This is a genomic window from Sorangium sp. So ce887 (assembly GCF_051521455.1).
In the GTDB taxonomy this organism is placed as follows: Bacteria; Myxococcota_A; Polyangia; order Polyangiales; family Polyangiaceae; genus Sorangium.
On sequence record NZ_CP150354.1, the window covers coordinates 10,271,284 to 10,290,316 of the forward strand.

14 protein-coding genes are annotated in these 19,033 nt (G+C 73.2%); 4 read left to right on the forward strand and 10 right to left on the reverse strand.

Annotated features, from left to right (window positions below; all coding sequences use genetic code 11):
• The first annotated feature begins 74 nt into the window (after nucleotides 1-74).
• A complete protein-coding gene (locus WMF36_RS38445; protein ID WP_437575800.1) occupies nucleotides 75-1,928 on the forward strand; it encodes a hypothetical protein in 1,854 nt (617 codons plus the stop codon).
• Between the two features lie 27 nt (nucleotides 1,929-1,955).
• On the opposite strand, the gene WMF36_RS38450 is transcribed toward WMF36_RS38445, so the two are convergent.
• From WMF36_RS38450 to WMF36_RS38480, 7 genes are all read right to left on the reverse strand, one after another.
• Entirely contained in the window at nucleotides 1,956-2,819 is an 864-nt protein-coding gene (locus tag WMF36_RS38450; protein ID WP_437575801.1) for a hypothetical protein, read from the reverse strand.
• 138 nt (nucleotides 2,820-2,957) lie between these two features.
• Nucleotides 2,958-4,175, reverse strand: coding sequence for a hypothetical protein (locus WMF36_RS38455; RefSeq protein ID WP_437575802.1), 1,218 nt, complete (start codon nucleotides 4,173-4,175; stop codon nucleotides 2,958-2,960).
• Nucleotides 4,176-4,999: 824 nt separating this feature from the next.
• Nucleotides 5,000-6,250 (reverse strand): protein kinase domain-containing protein, encoded by a 1,251-nt coding sequence (locus WMF36_RS38460; protein WP_437575803.1) that lies wholly within the window; start codon nucleotides 6,248-6,250, stop codon nucleotides 5,000-5,002.
• A 229-nt stretch (nucleotides 6,251-6,479) separates the two neighbouring features.
• Nucleotides 6,480-8,228 (reverse strand): ABC transporter permease, encoded by a 1,749-nt coding sequence (locus WMF36_RS38465; protein WP_437575804.1) that lies wholly within the window; start codon nucleotides 8,226-8,228, stop codon nucleotides 6,480-6,482.
• Nucleotides 8,225-9,463 carry an ABC transporter ATP-binding protein gene (locus WMF36_RS38470; RefSeq protein WP_437575805.1) on the reverse strand — a complete coding sequence of 413 codons (1,239 nt, stop codon included), beginning with the start codon at nucleotides 9,461-9,463 and terminating at the stop codon, nucleotides 8,225-8,227. Before WMF36_RS38470 ends, WMF36_RS38465 begins: the two co-directional genes overlap by 4 nt.
• Nucleotides 9,460-11,595: a hypothetical protein gene (locus WMF36_RS38475; RefSeq protein ID WP_437575806.1), complete on the reverse strand. Its 2,136-nt coding sequence runs from the start codon at nucleotides 11,593-11,595 to the stop codon at nucleotides 9,460-9,462. The genes WMF36_RS38470 and WMF36_RS38475 overlap by 4 nt, the downstream gene beginning before the upstream one ends.
• Nucleotides 11,592-12,656: an AAA family ATPase gene (locus tag WMF36_RS38480; RefSeq protein WP_437575807.1), complete on the reverse strand. Its 1,065-nt coding sequence runs from the start codon at nucleotides 12,654-12,656 to the stop codon at nucleotides 11,592-11,594. The genes WMF36_RS38475 and WMF36_RS38480 overlap by 4 nt, the downstream gene beginning before the upstream one ends.
• Nucleotides 12,657-12,954: 298 nt before the next feature.
• Between WMF36_RS38480 and WMF36_RS38485 the strand changes: the two genes are divergently transcribed.
• On the forward strand, nucleotides 12,955-13,500 hold the full coding sequence (locus tag WMF36_RS38485) for a hypothetical protein (RefSeq protein WP_437575808.1): 546 nt from the start codon (nucleotides 12,955-12,957) through the stop codon (nucleotides 13,498-13,500).
• Between the two features lie 33 nt (nucleotides 13,501-13,533).
• Here the strand turns inward: WMF36_RS38485 and cysK are convergent, their stop codons facing one another.
• Both cysK and WMF36_RS38495 read right to left on the reverse strand, forming a co-directional pair.
• Entirely contained in the window at nucleotides 13,534-14,490 is a 957-nt protein-coding gene (cysK, locus tag WMF36_RS38490) for a cysteine synthase A (RefSeq protein ID WP_437575809.1), read from the reverse strand.
• Between the two features lie 51 nt (nucleotides 14,491-14,541).
• A complete protein-coding gene (locus WMF36_RS38495) occupies nucleotides 14,542-15,612 on the reverse strand; it encodes a sulfate/molybdate ABC transporter ATP-binding protein (RefSeq protein ID WP_437575810.1) in 1,071 nt (356 codons plus the stop codon).
• 358 nt (nucleotides 15,613-15,970) lie between these two features.
• On the opposite strand from WMF36_RS38495, the gene WMF36_RS38500 reads away from it, so the two are divergent.
• Nucleotides 15,971-16,918, forward strand: coding sequence for an NAD-dependent epimerase/dehydratase family protein (locus tag WMF36_RS38500; protein WP_437575811.1), 948 nt, complete (start codon nucleotides 15,971-15,973; stop codon nucleotides 16,916-16,918).
• Between the two features lie 220 nt (nucleotides 16,919-17,138).
• On the opposite strand, the gene WMF36_RS38505 is transcribed toward WMF36_RS38500, so the two are convergent.
• Nucleotides 17,139-17,360: a hypothetical protein gene (locus tag WMF36_RS38505; RefSeq protein ID WP_437575812.1), complete on the reverse strand. Its 222-nt coding sequence runs from the start codon at nucleotides 17,358-17,360 to the stop codon at nucleotides 17,139-17,141.
• A gap of 659 nt (nucleotides 17,361-18,019) precedes the next feature.
• Between WMF36_RS38505 and WMF36_RS38510 the strand changes: the two genes are divergently transcribed.
• Nucleotides 18,020-18,991 (forward strand): glycosyltransferase family 2 protein, encoded by a 972-nt coding sequence (locus WMF36_RS38510; RefSeq protein WP_437575813.1) that lies wholly within the window; start codon nucleotides 18,020-18,022, stop codon nucleotides 18,989-18,991.
• The last annotated feature ends 42 nt before the right edge of the window (nucleotides 18,992-19,033 follow it).

Consider the following 19,033-nt stretch of genomic DNA (forward strand, 5'->3'; position numbering starts at 1 on the left):
GCGTCCGATGCGTCACGATGGTGTGTCCGAGGCAGCGCTGGCCGGCGCGTCTGCCCGCGGGTAAACATCGAAGGATGGTGGATGCGTCCCCCCGGCGACGGTTCAACGCCGCGTTCGCTCGCTGGTCTCGCCGCGTCCGGCGGCGGCTCGCGCTGGAGCTGATCCTCACCGGCGCCGCCGCGGGGCTGGTGCTCGGGGCGGCGGGCGCCGCGGCCGCCTGGCAGACGCGGTACGGCGCGCTGCGCCCCTGGATGGCGGGCGGCGGCTTGCTCGGCGCGGTGACCGGCGCTGCGGTGGCGCGGCGGCGGCGGTGGTCGGATCCGAACGTCGCGCTGTTCCTCGACGGCAAGCTCGGCGCCTCCGAGTCGGTCTCCACGGCCGTGGAGCTCGCGGCCGCCGAGCGCGCGGGCGACGGCGCGGCCCGGACCGGCGCAGCGGCGGCCCACGAGGTGGTGTTCGCGCACGCCGCGGCGGCCCTCGACCGGGCGACCGCCCCGCAGGTCCGCGCGCCGCTGTGGCGACCCTGGCACGCGGGCGCGCCGCTCGCCGCGGCGGCCATCGGCTATCTCAGCTGGCTCCCGCTGCCGCCTGCCCCTGCGGCAGCAGCGCCCCCGCCCGGGGCCGAGCAGGTGCGCCTGGCCGAGATCGCCGGGCTGGAGCGGGTGATCCAGCTGGCCGAGGTCGACGCCCGGGACACCGCGCAGCGCGATCGGCTGAAGCAGCTCGCGGACGACGCGAAGCGGCTCCGCGAAAAGCTGAGGAGCGGCGTCGAGCGCCGCGAAGCGCAGGCCGAGATCGGCAGGCTCCGCGACGCGATCACGGCCGAGCGCCTGTCGCTCGGCGAGGGCGAGCAGCGTCACGGGATGGAGTCGGCGCTCGGCAAGCTCGGGGAGGACCCTCAGCTGAAACGGGCGGCGAAGGCGCTCGGCGACCGCGATCTCGTGGCGTTCGACGAGGAGATGGAGCGGCTCGCGAACCGGGTCGAAAAGACCGACCGCGAGCGGGCCAGGAAGACGCTCGAGGAGGCCGCCGAGGCAGCGAAGAGGGCCGGCGCCCCCGGCGTGGCGAAGGCGCTCGAGGAGCAGCGCGAGCTGCTGGATCAGCGCGGCAAGCAGGCCGACAAGCTGCGGGAGCTGGCCGAAGCGCTCGGCGAGGCGCTCGGCGACGAAGGGCGCGAGGCGCTCGGCGAGCTCGGCCGGACCGGGAGCGGAAAGGACGCGCGGCGGCTCGCCGACAGCCTCGAGAAGGCGCTCGAGAAGCTGAGCCCCGAGGAGCGCAAGCAGCTCGCCGAGCGCCTGAAGCAGCGGGTGGCGCGGTCGCCCGAGGGCGCGCCCGGGGAGCCTGCGTCCGAGGAGCAGATGCGCGAGCTCGCGCGGCAGCTGGCGACGCCCGAGGGCCAGCGGCAGCTCGAGGAGCAGCTGCGCCGGATGGCCCAGGAGGGCGGCCCGAGCAGCGAGGAGGCGGAGCGCCAGGGCGCGCTCGACGACGCGCAGCGCGGGGCCGGCGAGGCCGAGGGGCAGCTCGGGGGGACGCCCGTCCCGACGCCGGTCGCCGGTGGCTCGGGCAGCCCGGGATCCGGCAGCGGAGAGCGCGGCCAGGGCTCGCAGGCGGGCGGCGCAGGCAAGCAAGGGCAAGGGCCCGGGCAGCCAGGTCATTCCGAGGGAGGCGGGCCGGGCAGCCACGAGGGGCAGACCGGCGCGATCGCGGGGGGTGAGCTGCGCTCACGCGCCGGCGCGAGGCTCAATCCGGGCAGGCCGATGCCCGGGATCGCGATGGGCCGGACAGCGGGACGCGCCGGAGACACCGCCAACGTGCAAGGCGAGGGCGCGCTCGGCGTCGTGGGTCCCCAGGAGATCGGCGGCGTCGAGCGCAGCGACGTCCCGGAAGAGTACCGCGAGCAGGTCGGTCGCTACTTTCAACCACGGTGAGCCCGGATCGGGCTCCTGGCGGCGGGCTCAGAAGCTCGCGCCGACCAGCAGGCCCTTCGCGTCGGCGGTGACGAGGGGCGCGGCGTGGAAGCGGGTGAGCGCGGCCCGCGGCGCCGGCGGCGTGCGGCCCGACGTGCGGAGCGCGTACGCGGCCGTCCCGGCGAGCACCACGCCGCCGCCGACGAAGCTCCAGAAGGAGAGGTTGGCGAGCGTGGTCTGGGTGTCGCGCAGGTCGATGCGCCGCGCGCTGCCGGAAGGCTCCGCCGCGGCGGACTTGCCCTTCGCGGTGGAGAGGATCGCGAAGGTCACGCCCGATGCGACCCCGAGCAGCCCGACCGCTCCGCCCGCGACCACCAGCGGGAGGTTCGAGCCGGCGTCGAGGCTCAGGGCGATGCTCTGGTCCGAGCCCCTCGCCACGAGCAGCGACGTCGACGTCCGGACGCCGGAGCGGCGCGCCTCGATCGTGCGCTTGCCAGGATCGACGAACACCTGGGCCTCGATGGGCGACCGGCCGATGACCTTGCCGTCGATCAGCACCTCGGCATCATCGACGTTCACGTTGATGATGAGCGCGCCGACCTGCGATTTGGCCGCGGCGAGCCGCTGCTGCAAAAAGAGCTTCTTCTCCTCCGTGTCGCCGAGAGGAAACGTGTTGAGCGCGTACAGGAGGTGCTCGGCCGCCTCGCGGGGCTGGCTCACCTCCAGCTCGACGTTCCCGAGATTGCCCGCGACGTCGAAGCTCTGCTGGAGGTCCCACGCCGCCTGATAGCGCGCCTCGGCCTCGACGAACCGCGCCTCATCGTAGAACCTGTTCCCCTCCCGGTAGAGCTGCGCGGCGCGCTCGCCCGCGCTCGAGTTCGCGGCCGGCGCGTCGGCCGGAGAGGTGGGCATGAGCCGAGCTTTGCCGGTCGCGCTCGCGACGCCCGGCGCCAGAGCGACCGTCGAGCACAGGAGGAACAGAGGCGCGTATTTCAAGAATGGCTTTCGCATGGGGGCTGCCGGAGGATTGCAATCCGGAGAGGCGACGCCTCAGGGGAATGGGCGCGGGGGCGCGGTCGTCCCCGGCGGCGTCGTGGGCAACGCAGGGGTCGCAGACGGCAGGACCGGTGGTGGGATCGGAGGGCTCACGGACGATTCGTAGAAGTCTTCCGGCGGGGCAGGCGGCTTGGGGGGACGCTTCACCTGCCCCCCAGGGCGCACCGACGGCGGGCGGGCAGCGGCCACCGCCCCGGAGTGTGCGGGCGGCGAGGTCCGCTCCGCGGCAGGCGACGCGGGCGGTACGTCCGGCGCGGTGGGGACCGGCTGCTCCGCGGTGGGAAGCGGCTGCTCGCTGGCCGCCACCGGAGGCGGCGGCGGCGGCTCGGGCAGCGCGTTCGGGGTGGGCGTCGCGATGCCGGGCTCGGGGGCCGGGACGCGGGCGTCCTCGGCGACCGAGGCGTCGCGCGGGCCCGAGGGGTTGGCGGCGCGCCACAGCACCCAGAAGCCCGCGACCGTGGCGCTGCCGAGAAACACGAGCAGCGCGAACAGGCCGAGCGGCACCGCGCGGCGGCGCGCCGCGAGCGCTGCCGCGGAAGCAGCGGCGGCGACGGCGGCATCGGGGGGCGCTGCGGCCGGCGGCAGGTCCGCTCGAGAGACGGCTGCGGCGGGCTGGGGAGCGGCCGACGCGGCCGGCCGCTGCTTGCGGGTCGGCTCTTCGGGCGGCGGCCAGACGCCGCTGCCCACGCCGACGCGGGCCGTGCGCACGCCGCCGGGGCGCGCGCCGCCCGGCCCCTCGGGGACTCCCGGCGGGGGGCTCGGCATGCCGTGCACCGGGATCCGGCGCATCGTCGGCCGGTTCCGCTCGTCGACGCCCTTCAGCAGCGACGGGGCGACCTGGATCTTCTGCAGGTCCATCGCCTGGTGCTCCCGGTTCGGGGGCAGGGTGACCGGGGGAACATACACCTGCTTTTCGCTCGGCCCCGCCTCGCGGTCCTGACGGCGCCGCGGCCTGGGCTCGCCCCACTGCATCATGCGCTCGGCGGGCGGCGCTGCGGGGGCCGGCGCTGCCTCGTCCGGCCTGCGGCGCGGTTCCTGCGCATGCGCCCGCGGGTGCGCCAGCGAGGGGTGCTCCTGCGGTGCGAAGCTCGGCGCGTCGTAGCCGCGCGGCGGCTGCTGCGGCTGCGTCGGCGGCTGCGACGCGGCGTCGCCCGCAGCGCCCTGACCCGCCGGCTGCCCTGGCGAGCTCTTGTTCGCGTTCCTGTTGGTCATGCCAGCCCCTCTCGCCACGCGCAAAAGGCGCGCCGCTGCCCCGCGTGGGCAGCAGCGCATCGAGCATCCGGTCCAAAGCTCCGCGTCGTCATGGACGTGCTCCCGAGGCGATCTGCCTCGACCGCTGCTCTGTAGACGGCGCGGCGGGCGCCGCGGCAGCGCTCCGGCCAGCGCGGGTGCGCCGCGGGCCAGCGTCGAACGTGCGCTGGCCGGCGCGCGATACGTCGGCGCTCGCTCGGGGGTAGGGCCACGGCATAGCCCCGAAGATACCCCACCCAGCCGTCGCCACCACGCACCCAAGCATCACGACCCCTCCGCAGCGATACAACGACGGCGTCCAGGGATGCACCAGGATCGGGAGCCACCGCCGTCACGGGCGTGACGGCGCCGCTCGGTGGCCGCGCGCGCCGAGGCCCCGGACCGCGACCTCGGGCGAGGCGCGGCCCAGCGGGCCGACCGAGCGCGAAGTTGACCCTGGCCACCATCCTGCCGCCTCCCTGGACCCCGTGGGTGTTGTCCATGGCTACGCTGTCGTGTCTTCCTCGATGCCGCAGCCTCGATTTATTACACCCGTCCTGCACCTGTCCCCCACCCAGGTTGAGCCGCCCCCAGGTTGAGCCGCCCCCACCCAGGTTGAGCCGCCTCCCCCACCCAGGTTGAGCCGCCCCCAGGTTGAGCCGCCCCCACCCAGGTTGAGCCGCCCCCACCCAGGTTGAGCCGCCCCCCCAGCGCCAGCGCTGCCCGTCCATCCCACCCCCGCAGGGTAGCGGTTTCGCTGCGCCGGGTGAGGTTCCTTGCAACTGCGGCGACGTCGCGGCCGCCCGTCAGCCCACGACGCTCACCAGCAGCGCCACGGCGAAGCCGAACAGCACCACGCTCACCACCAGCATCGCCATGGCCGCCAGGCTGGACTCCGCGCGCGCCGCCCGCCGTCGCGCGCGCCTCCCCCCGGCCCGCCGCGCCTCCGGCCCGCGCGGCAGCGCAGGTCCCGAGCTGGGCTGCGCCGCCCCGCCGGGCGCCGTCAGGCCGAACGCCTCCACGGTCGCGCTCAACGTCGGTGCGACCAGCGCGCGGACCGGCGGCACCGTCAGCGGCGCCGTGCTCTGCCAGCACGACCCCGCCGGCAAGGTCGGCGCCGGCGTCGCCTCTCGCGAGAGCGCGGCGCCGATGCGCGACAGCTCGTCCGCGAACGCCGCGGCATCCGGGAAGCGGAGCTCCGGGCGCTTCTCGAGCGCCCTCATGACGGCGCGGTCGAGCTCCGGCGGCACCGGCCGCGGCGCGTGACAGGACGGCGGCGCGGGCACCTCGCTCGCGTGGGCGCGCACGAGCTCGTGCACGCGCTTCATGTGCTCGAACGGATCGCGACCGGCGAGCAGCGCGTAGAGCACCACGCCGGCGGCATACACGTCGGTGCGGGCGTCGACGGCGAGCCCGCACGCCTGCTCGGGCGAGAGATAGCGCGGCGTGCCGACGAGCACCCCCTCCTCGGTCTGGTAGAGCGACGGCGCCGGCGCGCGGCCGTCGCCGCGCGGAGCGATCACCTTGGCGATGCCGAAATCGAGCACCTTCACCACGCGCCGCCCCTGCGCGTCCGCGTCGCACACGAAGAGATTCTCGAGCTTCACGTCGCGATGGACGATGCCCGCGCCGTGCGCCGCGGCGAGGCCGGCGAGCGTCTGCGTCACGAGGTCGAGCGCCTCCAGCGGCGGCAGCGCGCCGCGCGCCGCGAGCTCCTCGCGCATCGTCCAGCCGTAGAGCCGCTCCATCACGAGGAACGTCCGCCCCTCGGCCGTCCGCCCGAAGTCGGTCACCGTCACCAGGTTGGGATGGGCGAGCCGCGCCAGCGACTGCGCCTCGACGCGCATCCGCTCCACGAGCCGCGGCTCGCGGTTCAGATCGCGGTGCAGCAGCTTCACCACCACGGGCTTGTCGAGGCCCACGTGCGCGGCCTCGATCACCTCGCCCATCCCGCCCCGCCCCAGCCGACGCACGGGCCGGTACGGCGTTCCGTACAGCAGGGTATCGCTCAGCTCGAGCGTCGAGCACCGGCGGTCGTCGTGCGAAGACAAGGCCATCCCCCGCGGGTCGAGGTGGTGCCGCTGTCGTCACGCGACGCGAGAATCGAGATCCCCTCTCGCTCCCGGACCTCGAGCGCGGGCGCACTTTTCACACGCCCTCAGGAAGCGCTCAAGATTTCGACAGATCCGCGCGCAGGCGCATCGTGAAGCATTCCCGCATGTCGATCCAAATTTCCAAACAATGAACCCGGTGCGTACGATTTCAGAGCACGTCGCGGTGACGCGCTCACGCGAGGGTGCCTGCGGCGCTCCCTGGCTCGGCATGCTCCGGAGCGGCTGGATGCGCCGGAGCCGCCTGTTCGGCCGCGAGCGCCGCCTCGTCTTCCTGGGCGAGGAGCGCGTCCGTCGCGGCGAGCGCTGCCTCGCGCTGCGCGATGAGGGCGGCGCAGCGCGAGCGCGCCGCGGCGAGCAGGCCGAGCCCGACGGCGACCCAGACGACGGCGGCCGTGTGCCCGGCGACGACGACGGACCCCGGATCGCTCTGCGTGGCCCTGTCGAGCATCACGAAGGCGTAGAACGGCGAGGGGGCCGCGATGAGGAGGGCGCTCTCGCTGACGCTGAGCTCCGTGACCAGGCCGGCGATGGCCGCGACGATCCACGGGCCGACCGCGATCGAGAAGAGGAGCGTCAGGAGCAGCACCCGCGCCACCAGGGGCGCGGCGATCCGCGCGCGAAGAAAGGCACCGAGCCCGACGAGGAACACGTAGAAGGCGAGCGCGTAGACGGCGAAGTACTGGAGCTGCTGCGCCTGGATCTCCGGCGTCCAGCCGGGCGCGGCGAGGATCAACCGGTGCCCGGCGGCCCAGAGCGCGGCGATGGCGGGGACCCCCGCCGCGAGGAGAAGGTACGCCGAGCGGGTCACGCCGGGGCCGAAGAAGCGACGCAAGCGGCTGGCGCGGCCCCGGGCCCAGGTCACCTCGACGCGGCGCGACGGCCCGATCGGATCGCCGGCGAAGAGGCACACGCAGAAGATCAGGAACGAGAACATCGCGCACATGCCCGCGAGGATCGCGGCCAGGCGCTCGGACGGGTCCACCGCGAACGCCGGCACCGCGACGGCGGCGGCGACCACCGGCGTGCAGGCAGCGAACCACGTCTTCAGGCCGGAGGAGCGATCGTCGCTCTCGCTCGTGAGGTTCGCGACGGTCACCTGGTACAGGAACCACGCGGGGACGACGACCGCGGCGATCGGCAGGAGGATCAGGAAGAGCACGTAATCGAGGCCGAGCGGCGCGCGCTGGTACGCGACCGGGAGCCAGATGGGGGGGCCCTCGGGCACCTCCGGCCACGCCAGGTGGGCCGCGTACGAGAGCCCCGTGCCCCCCGCCGAGAACAGGCAGATCGACAGGGGGAACGCGAGCAGCAGCGTGACGAGGATCGCCCCGCGGAGGCTCGCCATCTTCGAGCTGATCGCGAGGCCGAAGGCGACGCTGAGCAGCGCGATCAGGAAGAGGAACAGGAAGGCGATCACCACCTCCATCGCGGTGATCCCGCCGAACAGGAACGGCAGCGCCCCGACCGGCGCGAGCATCACCACGTACATCGAGATCGCCGTGTAGGCGGCGAGGAACTTGCCGCGCGCGATCTCGCCGGGCGCGATGCCCGTCAGGAGCACCGCCTCCCAGGTGCGGCCCTCGCGCTCCGAGGCGATGCTGTTCGCGGCGACCGCCGGACCGACCAGCGCCACCACGAAGTACGCGAGCGAGAAGAAGACCTGGAACAGGATCACGCCCGTCTTCGCGGGCGCGATGTCCCTCGCCACGATGCCGCCGATCGACGCCACGAGCAGCGTCATCAGCACGGCGAGCACCAGGAGGATGATCGGCGTGCGGGCGAGGCGCGCGGCCTGCTTGAGCTCGCGGATCCAGATCGGGTTCGGCTCGCCGAGGAGGCGACCCACGCGGCGCCGCGCCCGATCGACGAGCCGCTGAGACGCCGGGCCGCCGGGCGGCGATGAGCCAGTCTGCACGCTCACTGCACCTCTCCTTGCGTGACCTCCAGGAAGATCCGCTCGAGCTCGTTGCGCTCCGGCTCGACCCCGATCACGCCGATCCCGCGCTGCACGAGGTGCTGCACGATCTCGGCGATCTTCACGTCGTTGCCCATGTAGCCGACGTGCACGGCGCCCGCGACGATCTCGATGTCGGTGATCCCCGGGCCGCCCCGGAGCAGGAAGGCCGCGCCCTCGGGATCGCCGAGGACCCGCACCTTGACCTTGCGCCGGGAGAGCTGCGACATCCCGGGATAGCCCGCCGCGGGGCCCGCAGGGCCCGCGGGACCGGCGGCGTGACGCGCGTGCGGGTCGTATCCGGGCGGCGGACCGGCGGCCTGCAGGGGATCGACGGCGGCCGGATCCCCCGGCGCCCCGGGAGGCGCGGGCGCCTCGGGCCCATACGGCGGCGCGTGATGCGCCTGCGCCGGGTACGCGCCCGGCGCGGCGGCGTACCGCGGCGGCGCGTGCCCGAGCGCCTGCGCGCCGCGCAGCGCCTCGAGGCGCGCCGCGATCTCGCCGATCGGCCCGGCGACGACGAGGCGGCCCTTCTCGAGGATGCCGATCGAGGTGCACACGTCGGAGAGCTCCGTGAGGATGTGCGAGGAGAGGAAGATCGTCTTCCCCAGGCTCCGGAGCTCGAGCAAGAGGTCGCGGATCTCGATGCGCGCGCGCGGATCGAGATCGCTCGCCGGCTCGTCCAGGATGAGGACCTTGGGATCGTGCAGCAGGATCCTCCCGAGCTGGAGGCGCTGCTTCATGCCCTTCGACATCGTGGCGACGATCCGGTCCTGGATCTTGCCGAGATCGGTCAGCTCCAGGACCGCGTCGACAACGTCGAGCGACGGCACGCGGAACGCATCCGCGAAGAACTCGAGGTACTCGCGCACCGTGATCCGGTCGTAGACGCCGGCGTGATCCGGCATGTACCCGATGCTGCGGCGGACCGCCGCCGGGTCGATCGTGACGTCGACCCCGTCGATCTCGACCCGCCCCGCCATCGGCTCGAGCAAGGTCGCCATGACCCGGATCGTCGTCGTCTTGCCCGCGCCGTTCGGCCCGATGAAGCCGAAGATCTCGCCGGGGCCGACGTCGAAGGTGACGTCCCGGAGCACGTCGAGCGAGCCGAAGCGGTGCGAGAGGTGGCGGACGCGGATCGTCGGCGCAGGCCGCTCGATCTGCGCCGCGGGGGGCGGGGCGCCGCCGGACGCGGCGCTCACGGCCGGCCTCCGAGGCCGACGATCCGCACGAGCACGCGGTCGCTCTCGATCCGCAGCCCGGAGTCGCTCGCGCGGCCCTCGCCGCCGTCGAGCTGACCGAACAGGACGGGCACGCCGGCGGGGAACCAGTCGACCGCGGTGCCGGCCGCCTCCTCGATGGCGAGCCACGCGGCGCCGAGCCCCGGCGCGTCGGGCTCGAGCAAGGGGACCAGCAGGCTCCCGCCGAGATCGTGGATGTCGATGCCGCCGACCCGCCGCCCGAAGCCCGCGTGCGCGAGCCAGCGCTGCCCCTCGGCCCGCGCCGCGAGATCGACCCCCGCGCGCGACGAGACCTTCTCCCCGTTCTGGATGCGGGCGAAGTAGCGGGCCGCGCCCTCCGGAAGCCACAGGACGCCGCCCCGGAGATCGCGGCCGCTCCGGTTGCTCACGACGACCTCGCCGCTCGGCTCGGCGACGATCGCGATGCCGTCGCCGAGCGGCGCGGCGCCGTCCTCGCGCACGATCACCGTCTGCCAGGGGAGCGCCGCGACCTTCGTCAGCCGGGCCCCGTCGCGGTCGACGACGAGCCGGTCGCGCCGCCCCGAGAGCTCGGCGACCACCGCCGTGCTGATGACGCTGCTCGCGTCGGTCGTGCGGACGGTGAGCTCCTCCGCGCTCGAGACGAAGAAGCCGCGGAACCGGCGCACCGCCCCCTTCGTCATGCCGGCCCCCGCCTCGATCAGCGTGAGGTGCCGCGCCCTGCCTCGCACCCCCTTCGCGAGCAGGCCCACGCCGACGATCGCCGCGAACGCGACCGCCGCGTACACGGGCAGGTGCCGGAGCGCGCGGAGCGGCCTCCCCTGCCGCGCGGCGCGCGCGAAGTTGATCGGGCCGGCGAGCACCGCGTAGATGCAGAGCAGCAGCGCGGAGACCCCGATGGCCCAGCGCGCGCCCTCGTTCGGATCGAGCTCCCGCCGCACCGGATCCAGGTCGAGGCCCATCGCCTCCTCGCCCGGGCGGAAGGCGACCGTGGAGCGGCGATCGTGGGCGCGGCGCGCGAGATCGGCCACCCGGATCTTCACCCACGGGTCGCCGGCCGCGGGCAGGCGCGTGGGGTCGAACGCGAGCAGGTGCACCTCGCCGAGGCCGTAGAACGCCGAGCTGCCATACGGGCTCGCCCGCAGGTTTCCGCCCGACCAGCCGGAGAGCGCCTCGGCCACCGCGGGGCTCGCGCTCGGCGCGGGCAGCAGCACGTTGCCCTGCTTGCCGAGGCCGCTGGGCACGCCCGGCGGCACGATCTCCTCGAGGGTGGGCGGCGCGATGCCGGCCCTCGAGACCTCGCCGCCGACGAGCGCCGCGAGCGTCGGGTGCCGCAGATCCTCGGGGCGCGCGACCGACAGCGCCAGCGTGCCGCCGGAGAGCACGTAGCCGGCGAGCGCGTCGAGCTCGGCGCCGTTCAACCTCGAGAGCGTGTCGGTCCGCATGAGCACCGCGTCCGCCGCGCTGTACAGCGCCGCCCGGTCGGGCAGCAGCGGATCGCCCGTCGCGCCGTCGTAGCGCGGCTGCCCGACCCACAGGACGGCGTCCGGCGACAACCCGGGCCCGCGGCCGGTCGGCATGTACAGCGGCGCGACCGGCGCCTCGTGGAGGCCCCCCCGGAGGAGCGACGTCTCGCTGACGTCGAAGAGCACCACCGCGCGCTGCGAGGTCGACGAGAGCACGTGCGACGACACCGCCGCGCCGCCCTCGTCGAGCGCGCGCACCTGCACGTCGCCGAAGGGCGACACCTGCACTGGCACGCGCACGTTGACCGACGCGCCCGCCCCGACGGTGTACGGCGCCGACGCGACGAAGACGCGCTGCTCGGAGGTGCGCCTCGACTCGACCTCGACCTCGCCTCTCGCCGTCCTGCCGCCGTTGTTCTGGATGCGCACGATGATCTGGTTCCACCCCCAGGGGACAGCGCCGCTCGTCCCGAACACCGGCGCCGCGTCGACGGCGAGCTCCGGCGCGCGGGGCGGCGGCGCCTGCCCGGACGCGGACCCCGCGGCGAGGAGCGCCGCGAGCCACGCCGCGCCGGCCGCGCCCTTCGCGCCCTTCGGCGGCGACGCGATCCGGAGCGACCGCCCCCGCGCCTCGTCGCCGGGCCTCATCGGCGGATCGCCTGCGCCACGGGCTCGGGGCGCGGCTCGACCGCGGAGAGGAGCGCGGCGACCACCTGATCCGTCGTGATCCCCTCCGCCTCGCCCTCGAAGGACCGGATCATGCGGTGGCGGAGCGCCGGCCTCGCGACCCGCTGCACGTCGGCGAAGGCGACGTGCGCCCTGCCCTGGAGCAACGCCACGGCCTTCGCGGCCAGCACCAGCGACTGCGCCCCGCGCACGCCGGCGCCGAACCGGAGCGCCCTCCGCACGATCTCGGGCGCCCCCTCGACGGCCGGATCGCTCGCCCGCGTCAGCCGCGACGCGTACCGCATCACGGGCTCGGCGACCGCGACGTCGCGGCAGAGCGAGCGGAGCGAGAGCACATCGTCGCGGGTGAGCACCCGCGGCGGCGGGCCGCGATCGTGGCCCGTGGTCCGGGCGAGGATCTCGGTCAGCTCGTCCTCGGTCGGGCTCGGCACGAGCACCTTGAGCAGGAACCGATCGAGCTGCGCCTCCGGCAGCGGGTACGTCCCCTCCATCTCGATCGGGTTCTCGGTGGCCAGCACGAAGAACGGCTCTTCCATCGCGTACCGCGTGCCCGCGATGGTGCACGCGTGCTCCTGCATGGCCTCGAGCAGCGCGCTCTGCGTCTTCGGCGTCGCCCGGTTGATCTCGTCGGCCAGGATCACCTGCCCGAAGATCGGCCCCTTGTGCAGCGAGAAGTGGCGCGAGCCGTCCGCGGCCGAGACGAGCACGTTCGTTCCGGTCACGTCGCTCGGCATGAGATCCGGGGTGAACTGGATGCGGGAGAACCTGAGATCGAGGCAGCCGGCGATGGTCCTGACGAGGAGCGTCTTGCCCAGCCCGGGCGCCCCTTCCAGCAGGACGTGCCCTCCCGCGATGATCCCCCAGAGCGTCTGCTCGATGACGTCGCCCTGGCCGACGATGGCCTGCCCGATCGCCTCGCGCAGCCGCGCGCTCGTCCGCTGCGCGAGCTCGAGCCTCGCCTCGAAGGAAGCCGGGGCCGCGCCCTGCTCTCCGTCAATACCTGCGCCTGATTCCGCCGCCATCTGGTCGTCCTCGGGCGACGACCATAGCCGGCCCCGCGCCGGGCGTCGATCGGGGCCGAGGCGCGCGACGAGGACGACGAGGAGCGGCGAGGCGCCGCGCCGGCGCCGCCATGCCGCCGAGAAGACTCGACATCTCGTGTCGAGACGAGCGAGACGAGATCGATGGGGCCGCGCGGGCCGCGCGCCGGGAGAACGGGAGAACGGGAGCAACGGAGCCGCCTCCGGAGGCGCCGCGGACACACGGCAAACCCTCCGTCGATCTCCTCGGCCGCGGACGCCACCATGCTATGTTTCATGAATGAGCATGCTTATCCGGATCGGTCGCCGTGCCGTTGCCTCGCTCTTCCTCACCGCGCGCACCGGCGCGGCCCTCACCGCGGCTCTGGCGCTCGGCGCGAGCGCCTGCGCCACGGTGGCGGGCGAGCATGAGGTAGAGGCCAAATTCCTCGTCAAGCCGACCTCGCAGTCGACCTTCTCCGGATGGAGCGAGGTCTCCATCACGCAGGACCCGAATTCCGTCGACGGCGCCGAGCTCAGGTTCATCCGGCTCGAAGCGCGCGACAACAACGTGCCCGACCTGACGTTCATCAAGAGCATCACGGCCGAGGCCGTCGTCGACGGCGTCGCGACCGTGGTCGCCAAGAAGGCGCCGATGCCTGCCGGCGAGCGCATCGTCCCGCTGGATCGCGCCTATCACGGCGACATCCGGAAATTCTTCTATGAGGACGCCGAGAATGACGGTTACACCGTGCACGTCGACTGGCACGGCGAGGTCGATCTGACGAGGACGATCCCGCCCGAGGGCGTGTGGATGAGGGTCATCGTCGCCATCCGCGTCGAGTGATCGCGCCGATGTGCGGCTGCCTTCCCTGGGCCCTCAGCGGGACACGGCCATGCGCGCGCAGCCGACGAGCTCCTTGAAGAGCGGCGAGGTGACGTACCGCTCCCCGCCGTCGGGCAGGATCACCACGATCTTCTTGCCCTGCATCTCGTCGCGCGCCGCGATCGACAGCGCCGCTGCCATCGCCGCGCCGCCGGAGATGCCGACGAGGATCCCCTCGGTCTTGGCGAGCCGGCGCGCGGCCTCGAACGACTCGTCCTCGGACACGGGCACCACCTCGTCGATGAGCTCGCGCCGGAGGATCTTCGGGACGAAGCCCGCGCCGATGCCCTGGATGAGGTGCGCCCCCGGGCGGCCGCCGCTCAGCACAGCGGCGTTCTTCGGCTCGACCGCGATCATCTTCACGCCCGGCTTCTTCTGCTTGAGCACCTCGCCCACGCCGGTGATCGTCCCGCCCGTGCCCACGCCGGCGACCACGACGTCGACCTCCCCGTCCGTGTCGTCCCAGATCTCGCGCGCGGTCGTCACCCGGTGCGCGGCGGGGTTCGCCGGGTTCTCGAACTGCTGGAGCATCACCGCGCCCGGCGTCTCCTCCACGATCTGACGCGCCCGCGCGACGGCCTGCACCATCAGCGACCCGGGCGTCAGCAGCACCTCGACCCCGAACGCCCGGAGCAGCGCGATCCGCTCCGGGCTCATCGTCTCGGGCATCGTGAGGATCAGCCGGTAGCCCTTGGCCGCGGCGATCATCGCCAGCGCGAGCCCCGTGTTGCCGCTCGTCGGCTCGACGAGGACGCTCCCCCGGGTCAGCCGGCCCTGCCGCTCGGCGTCCTCGATCATCGCGAGGCCGATGCGATCCTTGACGCTGCCGCCGGGGTTCCGGCTCTCGATCTTGCCGATCAGCTCGGCGCGCAGCCCCTTGCCCGCAGAGCTCAGGCGAACGAGGGGGGTGCGCCCGATCGTCGCCGCGATGTTGTCGAAGATTGAACCCACGTGGCGCCTCCGTGATCGCCCCCGGGCCAGGCGGAACCGCCGGCCGGGTGGCTAGATGGAGTAGTCTTGCACGAAGATCTTCGCATCACGGAGATTTACAAGCACCCTGTCTCCCTCGGACAGGGCGAGCTCGGCGACGCGGTCCTTGGTCAGCTCGACGGAGAGCGGCTGGCCATCGGAGAGGCGGAGCTCCGCCTTGACCATCCATCCGACCCGCGACAGCCGCTCGACGCGCGCCATGCTGGCGTCGTCGGCGCCGCCCGCGCGCGACGAGTCGGGCCGGGCGTGGAGCTCGATGTCGTGCGGCCGCACGAAGGCGTGCACGCTCGCGCCGTTGCCCGTCCCGGGGGGGGCGTGTACCGCGAGGGTCCCGAGCGCGGCCTGGCCGTCGCGGACCTCGCCCTTGAGCACGTTGATCGACCCGACGAAGCTCGCCACGAACTCGGTCGCCGGCCGGTCGTAGATCTCCTCGGGCGTGCCGATCTGCTCGACCCGCCCCTTGTGCAGCACGATGACCCGGTCGGCGAGGTCCATCGCCTCTTCCTGGTCGTGGGTCACGAAGACGCTCGTGATCCCTCGCTCCTTGTGGAGCCTGCGGATCCACTCGCGCAGCTCGAGGCGCACCTTGGCGTCGAGCGCCCCGAACGGCTCGTCGAGCAGGAGCAGCGACGAGCCTGGCGCGAGCGCGCGCGCCAGCGCGACCCGCTGCCGCTGGCCGCCGGACAGCTCGTGCGGGAACCGGCCGCCGAGCCCCTCGAGCTGCACGAGGCCGAGGAGCTCGTCGACGGTGGCCACGATCTCCTTGCGGGGCCGCTTCCGGATCGCGAGGCCGAAGGCGATGTTGTCGCGCACGTTCATGTGCCTGAACAGCGCGTAGCTCTGGAACACGAAGCCGATGTTCCGGTCCTGCACCCGGGTGTGCGTCGCGTTCTTGCCGTTCAGGATCACCTCGCCCGAGTCGGGGCTCTCCAGCCCGGCGATGATGCGCAGGACGGTGCTCTTGCCCCCTCCGCTCGGCCCCAGCAGCGCGACCAGGGCGCCGCCCTCGATCTCGAACGAGACGTCGTCGACCACCTTGTTCGGACCGAACCGCTTCGTGAGCTGCTCGACAACAATTCCCATAAGCGACAGCTAGCCTTCTGCCCCGTCTCGCGCGCGCCTCGAACAGAAAAAAACCAGGGCGCCCGAGCGCGGTCCAGCGTCGCCCGCCGGACGGGGAGGCGCAACCAGATTCAGAAATATACATCGGAAAGGTGGGTGTATTTGCAAAAAGCGCGTCGCTTGCGCTCCGGCCTCCGCTGCTGGAGCTCGCTCGGCGGCGGGCGCGCGCGTCGCGCAGCGGGCGGCAGCCGGTCCAATGGACGGGCTGAAGTGCTAGCATCGTCGCGCCGCGACGCGGCAGGACCGGGACGGGAGGCCGCAGGGCGGCAGGACGAGGGCGGCGGGCCGCGCGGCGCGGCGGGACCAGGACGGGAGGCGGATGCGTTGTCTGGTGACTGGGGTGGCCGGATTCATCGGCGCCCACCTGGCGGAGCGGCTGGTCGAGCTCGGGCATGAGGTGCTCGGGGTGGATCGCTTCACCGACTACTACGCCCGCGAGCTCAAGGAAGGGAACCTGGCCCGGCTGCTCGGTGAGCCGCGCTTCTCTCTCTCGACGGCCGATCTCGCGACGGACGACCTGCGCCCGCTGCTCTCGGCGTGCGAGGTGGTCTTCCACCAGGCGGCGCAGGCGGGCGTGCGCCCGAGCTGGGGGCAGAGCTTCGAGGGCTACCTGCGCGACAACGTGCTCGCGACGCAGCGGCTGCTGGAGGCGGCGAGGGCGCACGGCCGGGTGCGCAAGCTCGTCTATGCCTCGTCGTCCTCCGTGTACGGCGATGCGGAGGACGTCCCCATGCACGAGTCCAGCCGGACCGCGCCTCACTCGCCCTACGGGGTGACGAAGCTCGCGGCCGAGCACCTCTGCGAGCTGTACCGGCGCAACTTCGGCCTGCCGACGATCTCGCTCCGGTACTTCACGGTGTACGGCCCCGGGCAGCGGCCCGACATGGCGTTTCACCGGTTCATCGCCGCCGTGTTGAAGGGCGAGGTGGTCCGCGTGCACGGTGACGGCGAGCAGACGCGCGATTTCACGTACGTGAGCGACGTGGTGCAGGCCAACGTCGAGGCGATGGAGGGCGGGGCGGTCGGCGTGTTCAACATCGGCGGCGGCTCGCGGGTGAGCCTGAACGAGGCGCTCGGGCTGCTCGGGGAGCTCGCCGGGCCGGTGCGCGTGGAGCGGGGCGAGCCGCAGGCCGGCGACGTCCGGCACACCTGGGCCGACACGGCGGCGGCGCGGTCGGCGCTCGGGTATGTGCCCCGGGTGCCCCTGCGCGAGGGGCTCGCCGCGCAGGTGGCCTGGCAGTCGAGGAGGCTCGGGCTCACCCGGTAGCGGGGCCCGGCGCCCTCATGGGCCGGGGAGTCCCGATGGGGGGATGAGAGCGACGGCGTGCACCGCCGCTCCCACGAGCGTTGCGTTGCAGACGCAGAAAAGGAGGATCTGCTGCGCTGGGCTGCCGTCTGCGACCTTTGGATAACATCCAGACTTTAGGTCCGGTACGGATCGGGTCTATTCAGCAGATCATCGGCTTCTCCGCCGGCGCCTTCGCACGTCACACACGCATGGTTGTGGCGATGTTGCAAACGCCTGACAGCCCACCGACCCGCGTCGCCGCGGCGGCAGAACCATAGCGCTCGATCTCGGTGCGTGTCGATCGCTCTTCGGCCATGGCTCGCGCAATTTGCGTCGCGGACGCCATTGCGATCGGCATCGTCTTTTTCTCAATCCGATTCTCAATCCGATCGCCGTGCGTCGCGCCGCTGTTGCCGTCCATCGCGTCACCCGCCTCCGAGGCGCGCCAGCACGCACGTCACGTTGTCCGGCCCGCCGTGCTCGTTCGCGACCGGGGTTGCGGCCGGCCCGACCGGGGTTGCGGCCGCCGGCCCGACCGGGGTTGCGGCCGGCCCGACCGGGGTTGCGGCCGGCCCGACCGGGGTTGCGGCCGGCCCGACCGAGGTTGCGGCCGCCGGCCCGACCGAGGTTGCGGCCACGCCGGCGGCGCCGCCGGCTGACCCGACCGAGGTTGCGGCCACACCGGCCGAGGTTGCGCCGGCGGCGCCGCCGCCGAGGTTGCGCCGGCGGCGCCGCCGGCCGGAGCGCGACCGGCCGGCGGCTCATGCCGTCCTGCCGGGCCTCCGCAGCCCTTCTCCGAACCCCTGCCGGGCCTCCGCAGCCCTTCTCCGAACCCCTGCCGGGTGTCCGCACGGGTGTCCGCACCCCTTCTCCGAACCCCTGCCGGTGACCGGCAGCACCTTGCCTTCGCGCGATCGGCATCCGGCGGCGCTTCCCGAGGACGGAACCGCACGTTCCTGTGGCGATCTGCTATCCTCCGCCGCCGTGATTGTGGACCAACCCCCCACACCTGCCCCTACGGAGGCTCCGGAGGACCGAGTCACGTTCGGGCTCTCCGCCTTCGATCCTCGTCCGAGCCTGATGGCGCCCTCCGTTGCGCCGGCCGCATCGGCGCCGCCGCACGTCTCGGTGGTCGTCCCGGGGCTGAACGAGGGCGAGAGCCTGGCCGAGCTCGCGCAGCGCATCGATCAGGCGCTGAGGGGGCGCTTCACCTACGAGCTCATCTTCGTGGATGACGGCAGCACGGACGACACCTGGGCCGTCATCTCCAGGATCCGCGCGGAGAACCCGGTGGTGAAGGGCATCCGGCTGCGGAAGAACTTCGGCAAGGCGACGGCGCTGACGGCCGGCTTCCGCAAGGCGAGGGGCACGGTGGTTGTCACGATGGATGCCGATCTCCAGGACGACCCGGCCGATCTGCCGAGCTTCATCGCCAAGGTCGAGGAGGGGCTCGATGTCGTGGTCGGCTGGAAGGTCAACCGGCTCGACCCCAAGAACCGCCTTGTCCTGTCCCGCATCTTCAACGGGACGGTCCGCTCGGTCACGGGCGTGAAGCTCCACGACATGAACTGCGGCTTCAAGGCGTACCGGAGCGAGGTGCTGCGCACCATCCCGATCTACGGCGATCTCTTCCGGTTCATCCCGGCGCTCGCCGCGTGGCAGGGCTTCCGTGTCGCCGAGATCCCCGTGCGCCATCACGCCCGCAAGTACGGCAGCTCCCGCTACGGCCTGGAGCGCATCCTGCGCGGCTTCTTCGACCTCCTCAGCGTCATGTTCCTGACGCGCTACTCGAAGAAGCCGATGCACCTCTTCGGCCTCATCGGCCTCGTGTTCGCGGCGGTCGGGGTGATGATCAACGCCTACCTGACGTTGCTCTGGTTCCTCGGTTACAAGATCGGCGATCGCCCGCTGCTCCTGCTCGGCGTGCTGATGATCCTCCTTGGCATCCAGTTCTTCTCGATGGGTTTCATCGGCGAGTTCCTCACCTTCCAGATGCAGCAGCGGCACCAGCACCAGGCGGAGGAGCTGCCCATCCGCGAGGAGATCGAGTGATCTCCGCCCCCGTCGCCGCTCGGACCGGGCTCCCTGCGCTCG